The 13,914-nt window shown below is 66.5% G+C and carries 14 protein-coding genes; 4 read left to right on the top strand and 10 right to left on the bottom strand.

From position 1 onward, the window contains the following. Together RMO40_RS16470 and RMO40_RS16475 are read right to left on the bottom strand one after the other, a co-directional pair. On the bottom strand, window positions 1-157 hold a 157-nt coding region (locus tag RMO40_RS16470), incomplete at its 3' end, for a 6-phosphofructokinase (protein ID WP_309723812.1). Between the two features lie 75 nt (window positions 158-232). Continuing rightward, the gene (locus RMO40_RS16475) at window positions 233-424 is read right to left on the bottom strand and encodes a hypothetical protein (RefSeq protein ID WP_309723738.1); all 192 of its coding nucleotides are present in this window, start codon (window positions 422-424) and stop codon (window positions 233-235) included. A gap of 242 nt (window positions 425-666) precedes the next feature. Between RMO40_RS16475 and RMO40_RS16480 the strand changes: the two genes are divergently transcribed. Next, window positions 667-1,860, top strand: coding sequence for a hypothetical protein (locus RMO40_RS16480; RefSeq protein WP_309723742.1), 1,194 nt, complete (start codon window positions 667-669; stop codon window positions 1,858-1,860). Further along, window positions 1,860-3,008, top strand: coding sequence for a HupE/UreJ family protein (locus tag RMO40_RS16485; protein WP_309723744.1), 1,149 nt, complete (start codon window positions 1,860-1,862; stop codon window positions 3,006-3,008). The genes RMO40_RS16480 and RMO40_RS16485 overlap by 1 nt, the downstream gene beginning before the upstream one ends. A gap of 4 nt (window positions 3,009-3,012) precedes the next feature. On the opposite strand, the gene RMO40_RS16490 is transcribed toward RMO40_RS16485, so the two are convergent. The 8 genes from RMO40_RS16490 to RMO40_RS16525 all read right to left on the bottom strand — a co-directional run bounded on the left by RMO40_RS16490 (window position 3,013) and on the right by RMO40_RS16525 (window position 11,812). Then, window positions 3,013-4,020, bottom strand: coding sequence for an alpha/beta hydrolase (locus RMO40_RS16490; RefSeq protein WP_309723746.1), 1,008 nt, complete (start codon window positions 4,018-4,020; stop codon window positions 3,013-3,015). A 188-nt stretch (window positions 4,021-4,208) separates the two neighbouring features. After that, on the bottom strand, window positions 4,209-4,763 hold the full coding sequence (locus tag RMO40_RS16495) for a hypothetical protein (protein WP_309723748.1): 555 nt from the start codon (window positions 4,761-4,763) through the stop codon (window positions 4,209-4,211). 187 nt (window positions 4,764-4,950) lie between these two features. Then, entirely contained in the window at window positions 4,951-6,243 is a 1,293-nt protein-coding gene (locus RMO40_RS16500) for a DUF4147 domain-containing protein (RefSeq protein WP_309723750.1), read from the bottom strand. A gap of 10 nt (window positions 6,244-6,253) precedes the next feature. Then, entirely contained in the window at window positions 6,254-7,144 is an 891-nt protein-coding gene (locus tag RMO40_RS16505) for a 2-hydroxy-3-oxopropionate reductase (protein WP_309723754.1), read from the bottom strand. A gap of 20 nt (window positions 7,145-7,164) precedes the next feature. Then, window positions 7,165-7,959: an aldolase/citrate lyase family protein gene (locus tag RMO40_RS16510; RefSeq protein WP_309723756.1), complete on the bottom strand. Its 795-nt coding sequence runs from the start codon at window positions 7,957-7,959 to the stop codon at window positions 7,165-7,167. A 25-nt stretch (window positions 7,960-7,984) separates the two neighbouring features. After that, window positions 7,985-8,944, bottom strand: coding sequence for a tripartite tricarboxylate transporter substrate binding protein (locus RMO40_RS16515; RefSeq protein ID WP_309723758.1), 960 nt, complete (start codon window positions 8,942-8,944; stop codon window positions 7,985-7,987). Between the two features lie 131 nt (window positions 8,945-9,075). Next, on the bottom strand, window positions 9,076-9,819 hold the full coding sequence (locus RMO40_RS16520; protein WP_309723763.1) for an FCD domain-containing protein: 744 nt from the start codon (window positions 9,817-9,819) through the stop codon (window positions 9,076-9,078). 151 nt (window positions 9,820-9,970) lie between these two features. After that, entirely contained in the window at window positions 9,971-11,812 is a 1,842-nt protein-coding gene (locus RMO40_RS16525; protein ID WP_309723764.1) for a pectate lyase, read from the bottom strand. A gap of 253 nt (window positions 11,813-12,065) precedes the next feature. On the opposite strand from RMO40_RS16525, the gene RMO40_RS16530 reads away from it, so the two are divergent. Together RMO40_RS16530 and RMO40_RS16535 are read left to right on the top strand one after the other, a co-directional pair. After that, window positions 12,066-12,884: an NAD-dependent epimerase/dehydratase family protein gene (locus RMO40_RS16530; RefSeq protein ID WP_309723767.1), complete on the top strand. Its 819-nt coding sequence runs from the start codon at window positions 12,066-12,068 to the stop codon at window positions 12,882-12,884. 31 nt (window positions 12,885-12,915) lie between these two features. Beyond that, the gene (locus tag RMO40_RS16535; protein WP_309723769.1) at window positions 12,916-13,893 is read left to right on the top strand and encodes a TRAP transporter substrate-binding protein DctP; all 978 of its coding nucleotides are present in this window, start codon (window positions 12,916-12,918) and stop codon (window positions 13,891-13,893) included. Window positions 13,894-13,914: the final 21 nt, after the last annotated feature.

Here is a 13,914-nt window from a genome sequence, read left to right on the forward strand (position 1 = left end):
AGAGCGCACGCACGCGCCGCTCGATCAGGCCGAGGTAACCGTCTTCCACACCCAGCACCTCGGCGCCGCCTTGGCGGATCAACGACTTGGCGACCGCCCGGATCACCGCGTTGAGCCCGGGAGCATCACCCCCACCGGTGAGAAGACCGATTCGCATGCCGTGGATTGTGGGCGCTGAAATGCAAAAGGGCAGACGCTCGAGCGTCTGCCCTTCTTGCAGGAAGCGAAGAAATTACTTCTTGGCTTCTTCCTTCTTCTTCTCAGCCTTGGCTTCGGCCTTCTTCTCAGCGGCCTTGGCCTTGCTGGCGGCGGCAGCCGGAGCGCTGGCCTTCATGGGGGCTGCACCAGCGTGCGAAGCGGCTTGGGCGGCCACGCCGGTCAGGGCGAAAGCGGCGACGATCAGAGTCGAGAGGATCTTGCTCATGTAAATTCCTTGAAAGGTTAATGTGTACTGGCCAGGTATGCAGCGTCGCTTGCGTCTGTACAACGACGCAGGCCCGCCGCTTGGTTATCAGCCCCGACCCAGACATCGGATTTCAAGCTGATCCAGCCAAAACGGTGTACAGCCCATTCGGTTGACAGGGCCGGGGGGCATTCTCAACCAAGACCCGCCAGGTTTGTGTGGCGCCGTTGCTACCATCCCGCCCTCTTTGCACCTATTGGCCTATGCGTTTTCCCTACCTCCCCTCCCGCTGGTGGCTGTTGCCCTTGTTGCCGCTGGTTGCAAGCGCGGGTGTGCTGGCGGCGCCATTCACGCCCACTTCCGACCAACAAGTGCTCGAGGTGCTGCCCGCCCGGGCCGCGGACCCGCGCATGCAGGCCTTGCGCGAGCTGCGCGCCTCCGCCGCGCGCAACCCCAACGATGTCGACGCGGCCGTGCGCCTGGCCCACCGGTATTACGACGAGGTGTTGGCCGAGGGCGACCCCCGCTACATCGGTTACGCCCAGGCGGCACTGGCCCCCTGGTGGCAACTGCCTGAGCCGCCGGCCTCGGTGCGGGTGATGCGCGCCATCCTGCTGCAGTTCAGCCACCAGTTCGACGCCGCCCTGGCAGACCTGGCCGCTGCAGTGCAACAAGAACCGAACAACGGCGAAGCCTGGGCCTGGCAAGCGGCCATCCAGATGGTGCGGGCCGACTACCCCGCCGCCCGCCGCGCCTGCCAGCAGGTGGCCACGCTGGCCACACCGCTCATCGGCGCGGCCTGCCTGGCGCACGTCGACTCCCACACCGGCCAGGCCGCTGCAGCAGCCACCATGCTGCGAGCCGCCTTGGCGCAAGCGCCCCAGGCCGCCCCCGAAGAGCAGCTCTGGGCCCTGACCCGCCTGGGCGAAATCGAAGACCGCCGTGGCCGCCCGGTCGAGGCCGAAGCCGCCTACCAGCGCGCGCTCGCACTGGGCCTGGCCGACGTCTATCTGCTGGCCGCCTACGCCGACTTCCTGCTCGACCGGGGCCGCGCTGCCGACGTGCTGGTGCTGCTGAAAGACCAGGCGCGCTCCGACCTGCTGCTGCTGCGCCTGGCGCTGGCGGCCAAGGCCTCGAACGACCCTCGATTGGCCGCCTGGCGAAGCGACCTCGGCGCCCGCTTCGAGGCCGCCCGCCTGCGCGGTGACGCCACCCACCAGAAGGAAGAATCGCGCTTCGTGCTGGGCGTGCTCGACCAGGCCGAGCCGGCCTTGCTGCTGGCGAAACAAAACTACGCCGAGCAGCGCGAGCCGGCCGACGCCCGCATCCTGCTCGAAGCGGCGCTCGCGGCGCGCCAGGCCGCGGCCGCCGAGCCGGTGTTGCAGTGGATGGCGTCGTCGCGCATCGAAAGTGTGGCCTTGCAGACGCTGGTGCGCCGGCTGAAGGGAGGCGCGTGATGCGCGCGCTCATCGTCTGGCTCGTCGCCCTGTACACGGGCCTTTTTTTCGCGCTGCCGGCACAGGCCCACAAACCCTCTGACAGCTACCTCAGCATCGAAGTAAGCGACAAAGGGGTCAGCGGCCAATGGGACATCGCCCTGCGCGACCTCGACTTCGCCATCGGCCTCGATGCCGACGGTGACGGCAACATCACCTGGGGCGAAACGCGCGCCAAACACGCCGAGATCGCCGCTTATGCGGTGGCGCGCCTGGCGCTGCAGAGCAATGGCGCGGCATGCGAGATCACCGTGCCGCTGCAACGGGTCGACCGCCACACCGACGGCGCCTACTCGGTGCTGCAGCTCCAGGTGAGCTGCCCGCCATCACCCACGCCGCTGAACCAACTCACGCTCGGCTACCGGCTCTTTGCAGACATCGACCCGCAGCACCGCGGCCTGCTCAAGCTGAGCGCGGGCGGGCTCACCCGCACGGCCGTGTTCAGCCCCGACAAGCCGCAACAAACTTTTGCGGTGACGGAGCCGGCGAGCTGGTTCGCACAGTTCATCGACTACGGCCGTGAGGGGGTGTGGCACATCTGGATCGGCTTCGACCACATCCTGTTCCTGCTCGCGCTGCTCCTGCCCTCGGTGCTGGTGTGGCACAAGCCGCGCTGGCAAGCGGCCAGCGGTTTTGCCCCGTCGTTCTGGGAGGTGGCCAAGATCGTCACCGCCTTCACGGTGGCGCACTCGATCACGCTGTCGCTGGCCACGCTGGGTTGGGTGTCGCTGCCATCGCGCCTGGTCGAGTCGGCGATCGCGGCCTCGGTCGTGCTGGCCGCGCTCAACAACGTGTGGCCGGTGTTCCAGGGCCGGCGCTGGCTGGTGGCGTTTGGCTTCGGCCTGATCCACGGCTTCGGTTTTGCGAGCGTGCTGGCCGACCTGGGGCTGCCGCCCGACGCGCTGCTGCTCGCGCTGGTGGGCTTCAACCTGGGTGTGGAATGTGGCCAGCTCGCCATCGTGGCGGTGTTTTTGCCGCTGGCCTACAGCCTGCGCCGGCACTGGGTCTACCAGCGGCTCATCTTCATCGGCGGCTCGCTGCTGATCGCAGCGCTGGCCGCCGTGTGGTTGCTGGAGCGCGCCTTCAACCTGGAACTGATGCCGTTCTAGCGCATCAGCCGCGTTTGGCGTTGAGCCAGCCCACGATGTCGCGCTCGACCTCGTCGCGGTTGGTCTCGTTCAAGATCTCGTGGCGCGCCCCCGGGTAGAACTTGTGCGACACATCGGCGATGCCGTAGCGCTGGTAGTTGGACAGCAGCAGCTTGAGGCCGGCGGTGTTGCCGCCCACCGGGTCCTGGTCGCCGCTGACCACGTAAAACGGCATGTTCTTCGGGATGCGCGCTTCATTGGCCGGGTTCCACAGGTCGCGCAGGCCGGCGAAAAAGTCGGCCACCAGCTCGTTGCTGAACGGGAAGCCGCAGTTCGGGTCGTCGGCGTACTTTTTCACCTCGACCGCATCGCGGCTCAGCCACTCGAAGCCGGCCTTGCCAGTGAAGGGTTTGTTGAACGACTCGAACACCGAGGCAAACACCGGCGAGGGGCCGAGCGGGTCTTTTTTCGCCAGGTCTTTCACCGCGGCCACCGTCTGGTCGGCGTTGGCGAGCACGCCGTTGCTGCCTGAGAGCACCACGCCAGCCACCACGTTGCCGTAACGCGCGGCGTAGTCCTGCGCGATGAACGAGCCCATGCTGTGGCCGAGCAAGAAGACCTTGAGCCCAGGGTGCTGCTGGTTGATGTGGGTGGTGAGCTCACGCTCGTCGCTCACGAACTTGTTCCAGGCATCGGGGCCGGCATCACCCAGCGCCTTGGTGCGCACGCGGGTGTTGGCATGGCCACGGTGGTCGTCGGCATACACGAGCCAGCCGTCCTGGTTGAGGCGTTTTGCAAATCGGTCGTAGCGCGCGCTGTGCTCGGCGGCACCGTGGATCACCTGCACCACGCCCTTGGGCGTGCCGCTCACGGCGAGCCAGCGGCGCACGAAGAGCTGGGTGCCGTCAGACATGCCGAGCGTGAAGCTGGGCGAAGGCGCAGGGCCCATCGAGCTGCAAGCGGTCAGCCCCATGGCGGACACACTGGCTGAAACGCTGGCAAAAGCGATGAACTGGCGGCGGCTGCGCTGCATGGTTTGTCTCCTGAGGGTTGTTGGAAACGAAAAACAATGCGCGCCGAACATGTGCGAATCGTTTTCGTTTTTGTACGAATCCGTTCGGTTTTAGTCGATTGGGCGATGTGCAGCAAGAGGGCAGACACGCAGAAACCCACCCGGCCTGGCGGCCGGGTGGGCTGGGTTCAGCCTTCCAAAGGTTCGGCTCAGCGCGCCGAGGCGCTGCGCCGGGCTTGCTGCTTGGCGATCATCAGCTGCGCACCCGCCCGTTTCACGCGGGTGGCTTCACGCTGGTAAGCCTCTTCGGCCTCTTCGCGCAGCTTGATGGCGCGCGCCAGCGCGCGCCGGTAGCGCTGCTCGGTGTAGGTGTTTTCGTTGCCGATGTAGATCGTGCTGCGGCGCGGAATGGCACCGAAGCGTGGCAAGGACACCAGCAGGTTGCACTCGCGCACCTTGGCCCCCGGGCGCAAGCGCACCACCGGGCCCGAGATGCCGACCGGCAAGTCGGTGGACTTGTTCTCGCTCGGCTCGCGTTGCAGCCGCGAGGGCGCGGGCAGCTTGGCGATGCGCTTGAACAACTCTTCGGTGGCCAGCTTCAGCGAGGCGGCCGCGCCGCTGCCGTCTTGCGAGCCATCGGAAAAGAGTTTGGTGCCTCCGTAGCGCAGTTGCCAACCGTGGGTGGCGCGGTGGTCAATGCGTTGGATGCCCGGCGGCACTTTGAAATGCTTGCCGGTGAAGATGACGACGTCTCTGGTTTTCATGAGGTTCTCTTTGCATGCTGCGTGAACCTCCCTCAAGGGGCTGTACAAAAGGCGGCGTGTTTCCCACTGTCCGCTTGTCTCTGACCGATGTCTGCGCCCGAAGTTCAGACCTAACGGTGCCCGTGAGCGTACAGGATGTGGCCACCCAGGAAAGGCATGGCCGTGCCACCGCGTCGGCGGCGGGGTTTTACAACACCAGCAGCGCGCGAAAGTCGTTGACGTTGGTGAAGGTCGGCCCGGTGATGACCAGGTCACCCAGCGGCTCGAAAAAGTGCCAGGCATCGTTGCCATCGAGCCGCTCCTGCGCCTTCAGGCCCAGGGCCGCGGCGCGGGCCAGCGTGGTGGGGGTGACGATGGCGCCGGCGTTGCTTTCCACGCCGTCGATGCCATCGGTGTCTCCCGCCAGCGCCCACACACCGGGCTCGGCTTGCAGCGCGATCGCGCAGCCGAGCAGGAACTCGGTGGCACGCCCGCCCCGGCCAGGGTTGGCGCCGGGTTTCACGGTCACCGTGGTTTCGCCGCCGCTCAAGATGACACAGGGTTTGGTGAACGGCTGGTTGCGGCGCACGACCGCCCGCGCCATCGCCGCATGCACCTTGCCGACTTCGCGCGATTCGCCCTCGATCTCGTCGCTCAGGATGTGCGCGTGCACGCCCACGGTGTGCGCTGCATCGGCGGCGGCCTGCAGGCTGGCCTGAGGGGTGGCGATCAGGCGCAGCTCGTGGCCGTTGAAGCGTGCATCGCCCGGCTTCGGGGTTTCAAGGGCGCCGCGTTGCAAACCATCGAGCGCGGCGGCCGGAATGTCGATGCGGTAGCGCTGCAGGATGGCCAGCGCATCGGCGCAGGTGCTGGCGTCGGGCACGGTGGGGCCGCTGGCGATCACGCTCGGGTCGTCACCGGGCACGTCGGAAATCAACAGCGTGAGCACGCGTGCCGGCGCACACATCGCCGCCAGCCGCCCGCCCTTGATGGCCGAGAGGTGCTTGCGCACGCAGTTCATCTCGGTGATGTTGGCGCCGCTGTGCAGCAAGGCCTTGTTGATGCGCTGCTTGTCGGCGAGCGTCAGGCCCTCGGCCGGCATGCTCAGCAAGGCCGAGCCGCCACCGGAGATGAGGCACAGCACCAGGTCGTCGGCCGTGAGGCCGCGTGTCAGCTCGACGATCCGCCGTGCGGCGTTTGCACCAGCTTCATCAGGCACCGGGTGCGCCGCTTCGACCACCTCGATGCGGCCGGGCTGCCGCTGGTAGGCAGGCGGCACATGGTGATAGCGCGTGACGACCAGGCCAGAGAGCGGCGCGCCTTGCGGCCACAGCGCGTCGACGGCAGCCGCCATCGCCCCACCCGCCTTGCCCGCGCCGATCACGATGGTGCGGCCCTTGGGCGGTGGCGGCAGGTGCGCCGCCATCTCGCGCGAGGGTTGTGCTGCGGCAATCGCCGCGTCGAACAGCGATCTCAAAAAGGCGCGTGGATCCAGGCTCATGCCCCCATTCTCAACCTGCGGGGTCAGGCGCGACCGTGTGGTTCGCCATCAATTCGAGCGCCTTCACCAAGGCCGAGTGATCGAGCTGGTCCATGCCGTTGGCGGCGCAGGCTTGCATCAGCTGCGCCGCACCCGCCGTTTGCGGCAGCGCCACACCCAGCGTCTTGGCGCCAGCCAGCGCAAGGTTCAAGTCCTTCTGGTGCAGGCCGATGCGAAAGCCCGGCGCAAACGTGCGCTTGATCATGCGTTCGCCATGCACTTCGAGAATGCGACTGGCGGCAAAGCCGCCCATCAGCGCCTGGCGAACCTTGGCCGGGTCGGCGCCGGCCTTGCTGGCAAACAGCAGGGCTTCGCCCACGGCCGCGATGTTGAGCGCCACGATGATCTGGTTGGCGACCTTGCAGGTCTGGCCGTCGCCCACACCGCCGACGAGGGTGATGTTCTTGCCCATCTTCTCGAACAAGGGCTTCACACGTTCGAAGGCCGCCTCGGTACCGCCACACATGATGGTGAGCGACGCGGCCTTGGCACCGACCTCGCCACCGGACACCGGCGCGTCCACATAGTGGCAGCCCAGCGCCTCGATCTTCTTCGCGAAGGCCTTGGTGTCCATCGGCGAGATGGAGCTCATGTCAACGACTGTCTTGCCCTGGGTCAAACCTTCGGCCACACCCTGCTTGCCGAACAGCACCGACTCCACATCGGGCGTGTCGGGCAGCATCAGGATGACGACCTCGGCCAACTGGGCGACTGCCGCAGCGCTGTCGCAGGCCTTGGCCTTCGCCGCGATGTCAGCCGGCGCGGGCTTGCGTGTGTGGATGAACAACTCGTGCCCCGCCGCGATCAGGTGGCCGCACATCGGTGCGCCCATGATGCCCAGGCCGATGAATCCGATCTTCATGTTTCAGTCCCTTGTGGTTTTCAGTAAGAGCCAGCGCCGGCATCCGGCTTGACCTGCCCCGCGCGCATCTTGCCGACGATGGCTTGCGCACCCGCTGCGATCAAGCGCGCGTCGGAGCTGACAGTGACGAACTGGAAGCCCTTGGCGATGCGCTTCAAAGCCGCGTCAGGCCCGCCGTTGTGGATGCCGGCGACCACGCCATGCGCCTTCGCGCGCTCGAGGATGTGGTCGATCGCTTGTGCAGCCTTTTCGTCCACATCGTCGAAGGTGGGCTTGCAGCCGAGTGCCAGCGACAGGTCCGAGGGGCCGATGTAGATCGCGTCCAGCCCTTCGACGCTCAAGATGGCGTCGAGGTTGTCGAGCGCCTGCGCGGTCTCGATCATGGCGAAGCGCACGATCGTGTCATTGGCATGCTCGGGGTAGTCGGCGCCACCGTAGAGCAGCGCGCGCACCGGGCCGAAGCTGCGTGTGCCCTTGGGCGCATAGCTGGTGTAGGCCACGAGCTTTTGGGCATCTTCGCGCGTGCTCACCATTGGGCAGATCACGCCGTAGGCGCCGGCGTCGAGCGTCTTCATCAGGATGCCGGGCTCCAGCCACGGCACACGCACCACCGGCACGGTGGGCGTGGTCGAGATGGCTTGCAGCATCGTCACCATCGCCTGGTAGTCGACCACGCCGTGTTGCAGGTCGATGGTGAGCGTGTCCCAGCCCTGGTGGGCCATGGTCTCGGCCGAAAAGCTGCTGGGGATGGCGAGCCAGCCGTTGATGGCGGCCTCACCGGCCTTCCACATCGTTCGCAGGCGGTTTTCTCTCATGGTGTGTCCTTGTGTCGGTGCGGGGTCAGTCGAGCTTCACGTTGCCATCGGCCACGACCTTGGCCCACTTCGTGCGCTCGCGCTCGAAGAAAGGCGCGAACTCGGCCGGCGTCATGGTGGCCACTTCAGCGCCTTGCGACGCGAGGCGCGACTTGATCTCGGGTGACTGGATGATGCGAATGAGTTCGGCCGACAGGCGATCTACCACCGCCTGCGGCGTACCCGCCGGCACCAGCATGCCCTGCCAGGTGCCCGACTCGAAACCGGCAATACCCTGCTCGGCAATCGTCGGCACATCGGGCAGCAGCGGCACGCGTGTTTTCTTCGACACGCCCAGCACCTTCAGCTTGCCCGACTGCACAAAGGGCAGCGTGGCCAGCATGCCGTTCATCACCACGTGCGTCTGCCCGGCCACGGTGTCGCCCACCGCTTGTGCGCCGCCCTTGTAGGGGATGTATTCCCACTTGGCCTGGGTCGCACGCTCGACCGCCACGCCGGCCAGGTGCGGTGCGCTGCCCATGGCCGTGACGGCAAAGTCGATCTTGCTGGTTTGCGACAGGGCGACGAGCTCCTTCAGGTTGTTGGCCTTCACCGACGGGTGCACCACCAGGAGGTGGGGCGAGTAGGCCAGCATGGCCACGCCCTTCAGGTCCTTCGACGGGTTGAAGGGCAGCTTCAGGTAGACCGAGGGCGAGATGGCGAGCGCGCCCACGTCGCACATCAAGAGCGTCAACCCATCGGCGGGCGACTTGGCCACCGAGTCGCTGCCGGTGTTGCCGTTGGCGCCGGGTTTGTTGTCGACGATGACGTTCTGCTTCAGCGCCTCGGACAACGGCTGGCTGATGGCACGCGCAATGATGTCGGACGACCCGCCCGGCGGGTAGGGCACCACGATGCGGATCGGCTTGTCGGGTTGCCAGCCCTGGGCTTGAGCGGCGGCGGCGCTTGCGAAAAGCAAGGCGGCGGCGAAGGTCTTGATGTTCATGCGTGCGTCTCCTGGGGGGGTTGGCGGAGGGATCCGCGCTTTAGTTGTATGTCATCGTACAACTACCTAAAGAGCTTCGCAATGTGGCGACTCCTTATCCCCTGTCGTCTACGCCCCCTTTGGAGGGCGCTTCAAGGCGCAGCGTCGGCCAGCGCAGCGGCGCGGCGGCGGCGCTCGCGGCTGTTGACGAGGTGGGTGCGCATGGCCGCACGCGCGGCCTCGACGTCTTGGGCGGCGATCGCGTGGTAGATGCTCTCGTGCTCGCCGTTCACTCCCTTCAGGTAGCTCAGGCGCTCGGCGTCATCCGGGTTGGCCGGGTCGAGGCGGGCGCGCGGGATGGCCTGCATGCCCAAGGCGCCCATCAGGTCGGCAAAACGCGGGTTCTGCGTGGCGCGGGCGATCTCGGAGTGGAAGGTGAAGTCGGCATTCACCGCGTCGAGGCCCTCGCTCACCGCGGCGGCAAACTCGTCGAGCGCCTGCCGCATCACGGCCAGGTTGGCGTCGGTGCGGCGCATCGCGGCCAGGCCGGCCGATTCGGTCTCGACGCCGATGCGCAGCTCGAGCACCGCGATCACGTCGCGCAGCGTCTCCATCTGCTCGGGGGCGATGCGAAAGGCGCTGGCCTCGCCAACACCCACCACGAAGGTGCCCACGCCGTGGCGCGTCTGCACCACGCCCGAGGCCTGCAGCTTCGAGAGCGCCTCGCGCACCACGGTGCGGCTGACGCCGAACTCTTCCATGATCTCCGCCTCGGTGGGCAGCTTGGCACCCACGGCCAGCGCCCCGTTGCGCACGCGCTCGGTCATGCCATCGACCACGTCGAGTGCGAGGTTGCGGGGCTTGGACCGCCTGGGGGCCAGCGTGGGCGCGTTCATGTTCTTTCTCTCCGGGGTGGCGCCCTGGTTGTATGACGACGCCATCAGGTGGGAATGTAGCAAGCCCGGCCGCCATAGGCCGGCCGGGCTTTCCTGCATGCGCCCTCTCAGGGGTCATTCATGGAGCTCTCATGTGGCATTCACGGGTCGATCAACTCGCGCTGACAGGCGCCACGAACGAGATCAGCTTGCCCATGTTCGACACCCAGTTGGCGGTGGAGATGCCCAGCGGCTGCTCCTTCACTTCATAAGGCGGCAGGCGCGGCGGGTCGACTGCGTCGTAGGGCGAGGTGTCGTAGATGTCGCCCACATGCTTGCTCATGTACTCACTACCCGTCCACGGTGCGGCGGGCCCGTTGCCGGCATACGGGTTGGTGACCAGCGGCAGCCGGGTGAGCCAGTGGTTCTTGTCGCCCAGGTCAGTGATCACGGCCTGGGCAGCGTCTTCGGTGAGCACCGGCGTGGTCATAACCGCGCCGACGTAGTGGTCGCCGAAATCGACCTCGCGGATCGAGAAGTACTTGGGCAAGGCGCGCGGCTTGGTGGTGTTGAGCGGTGAGCGCGCCACCAGCTCGGCGACCTGCGCATCGGTCATCGCGTTGAGCTGGTCGTAGGTGGCCTGCATACCCGCGATGTTGATGTTGCGCCCGGCCGAGTAGTGGCTGGGCGTCGCCCGGTGGTCGTGGTTGAAGTAGTACGCGCCGTTCCAGATGTTGGAGCCGTAGCGGTGCACGAAGCGGCCGACGTTGGTGCCGAGTTCGATGAAGGTCGGATGCGTGCGGCCGTTGAGCAGCGGGTTCTCGGCAATCTGCTGCGGCGTGAGTCGGCAAGTCGCCAGCCAGGCCAGCGCCTCGGGCACACGCGCCAGGTACTTGCGATCGCCGGTGAGCCGGAAGTAGTTGAACAGCTGCTGCACATTGGTCTGCGTGGTGTGCGTGGCCAGCGAGCGCGGCTCGTAGCTGCGTGCACCGGCGGGCGCGCCGGCCGGGCGGCCGTCACGGTCGGTCGCCAGGTGCTGCAGGCCCCAGCCGGCCTGTGGCCCGGGCTGCTGCAGCCGGCGCAGGCACTCCATGGCGCGGTGGATGTACGGAATCAGCCGGGTCTCGCCCAGGCCCACCACGCACATCAGCAGGAACTTGATGTTCTCGCCCGCCACGTCGTCGTTGAAGGTGACCATGGTGGTGTAGTCGCCGTCTTCCATGCCTTGCTGGGCATCGGCGGGCAGCTGCTGCGGGTTGGGCAGCGGCATCGACGAGATCGCGTTCGGGTTCACCGGCCAGCGCTGCGGCCAGCCGCCGTCGGCCACACCACCGTTGAACTGCGCGGCGAGCACGAACCTGATCGCCTTCTGCACCGCGCGCTTGAAGCGCGGGTCGCGCTTTTCAAGGTAAACGCGCAGCAGGAACTGCGACGACACCGCGGTGCCCGCATCGTCGAAGGTGGCGTTGCCGTAGTAGTGCTGGAACTCCTCGAGCCGCCAGCCGTTGGCGCCGATGGTGTGGTACCACTGCTTGAGCGAGCGCTCGCCGGCGAAGTCGTGGATGTAGTTCCAGCCGCCGGCGTCGTGTTGCGCTTCCACCAGCGCTTTCGCGGTGCGGTAGGCCGCGTTGTAGTAGGTCTCGTCGCCGGTCGCGTGGTACGCGTCGAGAAAAGCATGCCCCGCGGTCGGCGTGCCCGGGGGCTGGATCCAGCACATGGTGCGCTTGGCCTGCATCTCACCCCAGGTCACCGACAGGTCGGGCAGGTATTGCCACACATAACCGCCGCGGTACGACACGGTTTCGTTCATGAACTTGGCGGCGCGTTTCATCGCATCCAGCGCGGCCCCCTGCGGGCCGGTGGGCGCTGGGGCCGGCGGGGCCGCCATCAAGGCCTGGGCACGGTCACCGCTGTCGGCGGTGTCAGTCACTGTTTGCGGGTCATCCGCGCCCCCGCCACAGGCGGTCAGCGCCACCGGCGCGATGCCGGACATCACGAACATTCTTCTCTTCATGGGGAGTCTCCTATGGGTGTTGATCTAGTTGTCAGTCATCCGTCATCGTATGACTGAGGCGAGAGTGTCGTCCTGTGCTCCGTCGTCCACAACTGCAACCCTTTGCAGGTATCGGAAATCAGGGAAAGCCCGGTCTTGAGCCGCCTTGACGCGGGAACACCCATCAACGACGATCCACAATGTTGTACGACAACCTACAACGCAGCTTGCAATTCGCCCCGTTTCCCGTCTTCGCACCCTTCCGAGCCCCGCCATGCCTGTCGCCACCACCCCGCTGCGCTTTCCCCGCTTGCTGCTCACTGGCGCCGCGGGCGGCCTGGGCCAGGTCTTGCGCCCTCGCCTGAAGGCTTATTGCGACACGCTGCGCCTGAGCGACATCGCCGACTTGGGGCAAGCCGCCGCCGGCGAAGAGCTGCGCCCGGTGCGGCTCGAAGACCGTGCCGGCATGCTCTCGCTGCTGGAAGGTGTGAACGCCGTGGTGCACCTGGGCGGCGTGTCGACCGAGCAGCACTTCGACCTGATCCTGCAGGCCAACATCGTCGGCACCTACAACCTGTATGAAGCAGCGCGCCAGCACGGCGTGCGCCGCATCGTGTTCGCCAGCTCCAACCACGTGACCGGCTTCTACCGCCAGGACGAGGTGATCGACGCCAAGGCGCCGATGCGCCCCGACGGCCACTACGGCATCTCCAAGGCCTACGGCGAGAACCTGGCGCAGTTCTACTTCGACCGTTACAGCATCGAGACCGTGAGCCTGCGCATCGGCTCATCCTTCCCCGAGCCGAAAGACCGCCGCATGCTCGCGACCTGGCTGAGCTACGACGACCTCGAGCGACTCGTCGTCGCGAGCCTGACGGCGCCGGTGGTCGGCCACAGCGTGATCTACGGCATGTCTGACAACACCACCACCTGGTGGGACAACACGGCCGCGCGACACATCGGCTACCGGCCGCAAGACAGCTCGGAGAAATTCCGCGCCGCCGTCGAAGCACGGCAAGCCCCGCTGGATTTCAACGACCCGGCAGTTCTGTACCAGGGCGGCGCCTTCGTGCGCACCGGCCCGATCGAGTGACCCCATCAAACACACCCAACGGAGACATGACATGAAGAAACAAAAGATCGCACTGGCCGCCCTGCTCGCACTGAGCGGCACGGCCCTCGTCCAGCCGGCCCAGGCCGCGGAGCTGCGCTCGTCCGACATCCACCCCGACGACTACCCGACCGTGCTGGCCGTGCGCCACATGGGCGAGACCATTGCCAAGGCCACCGGCGGCAAGCACACAGTGAAGGTGTTTGCCAAGTCGGCACTCGGCACCGAAAAAGACACCATCGAGCAGACCAAGCTCGGCGCGCTTGCCATGACCCGCGTGAACGTCGCCCCGATGAACAACATCTGCCCCGCCACCATGGTGCCGACCATGCCCTTCCTGTTCCGCTCGCCGGACCACATGCGCAAGGTGCTCGACGGCCCGATCGGCGACGAGATTCTGAAAGACTGCGAGGCCCAGGGCTTCGTCGGCCTGGCCTTTTACGACTCGGGTTCGCGCTCGATCTACTCGGTGAAGAAGCCGGTCAAGACCATTGCCGACACCAAGGGCATGAAGATCCGCGTGCAGCAAAGCGACCTGTGGGTCGACCTGATGGGCGCGATGGGCGCCAACGCCACGCCGATGCCTTTCGGCGAGGTCTACACCGCGCTCAAGACCGGCCTGGTCGACGCGGCTGAAAACAACTACCCGAGCTACGAGAGCACACGCCACTTCGAAGTGGCCAAGTACTACAACAAGACCGAGCACTCGATGGCGCCCGAGATCTTGCTGTTCTCGAAGAAGGTGTGGGACACGCTGCCCGCGTCCGAGCAAAAGATCATCCGCGACGCGGCGAAGGAGTCGGTCACCTACATGCGCAAGCTGTGGGACGAGCGCGAGGCCAAGTCGCTCGCGACCGTGATCGCCGGTGGCGCTCAGGTCGTCGATGTCGACAAGGCGTCGTTCCAGGGCGCCATGAAGCCGGTCTACGACAAGTACCTCAAAGACCCGAAGCTGCAAGACATGGTCAAGCGCATCAACGAGACCAAGTAACCCACGCAGCAGCCAGGCTCC

It is taken from the genome of Rhizobacter sp., from assembly GCF_031412075.1.
GTDB lineage: Bacteria > Pseudomonadota > Gammaproteobacteria > Burkholderiales > Burkholderiaceae_C > Rhizobacter.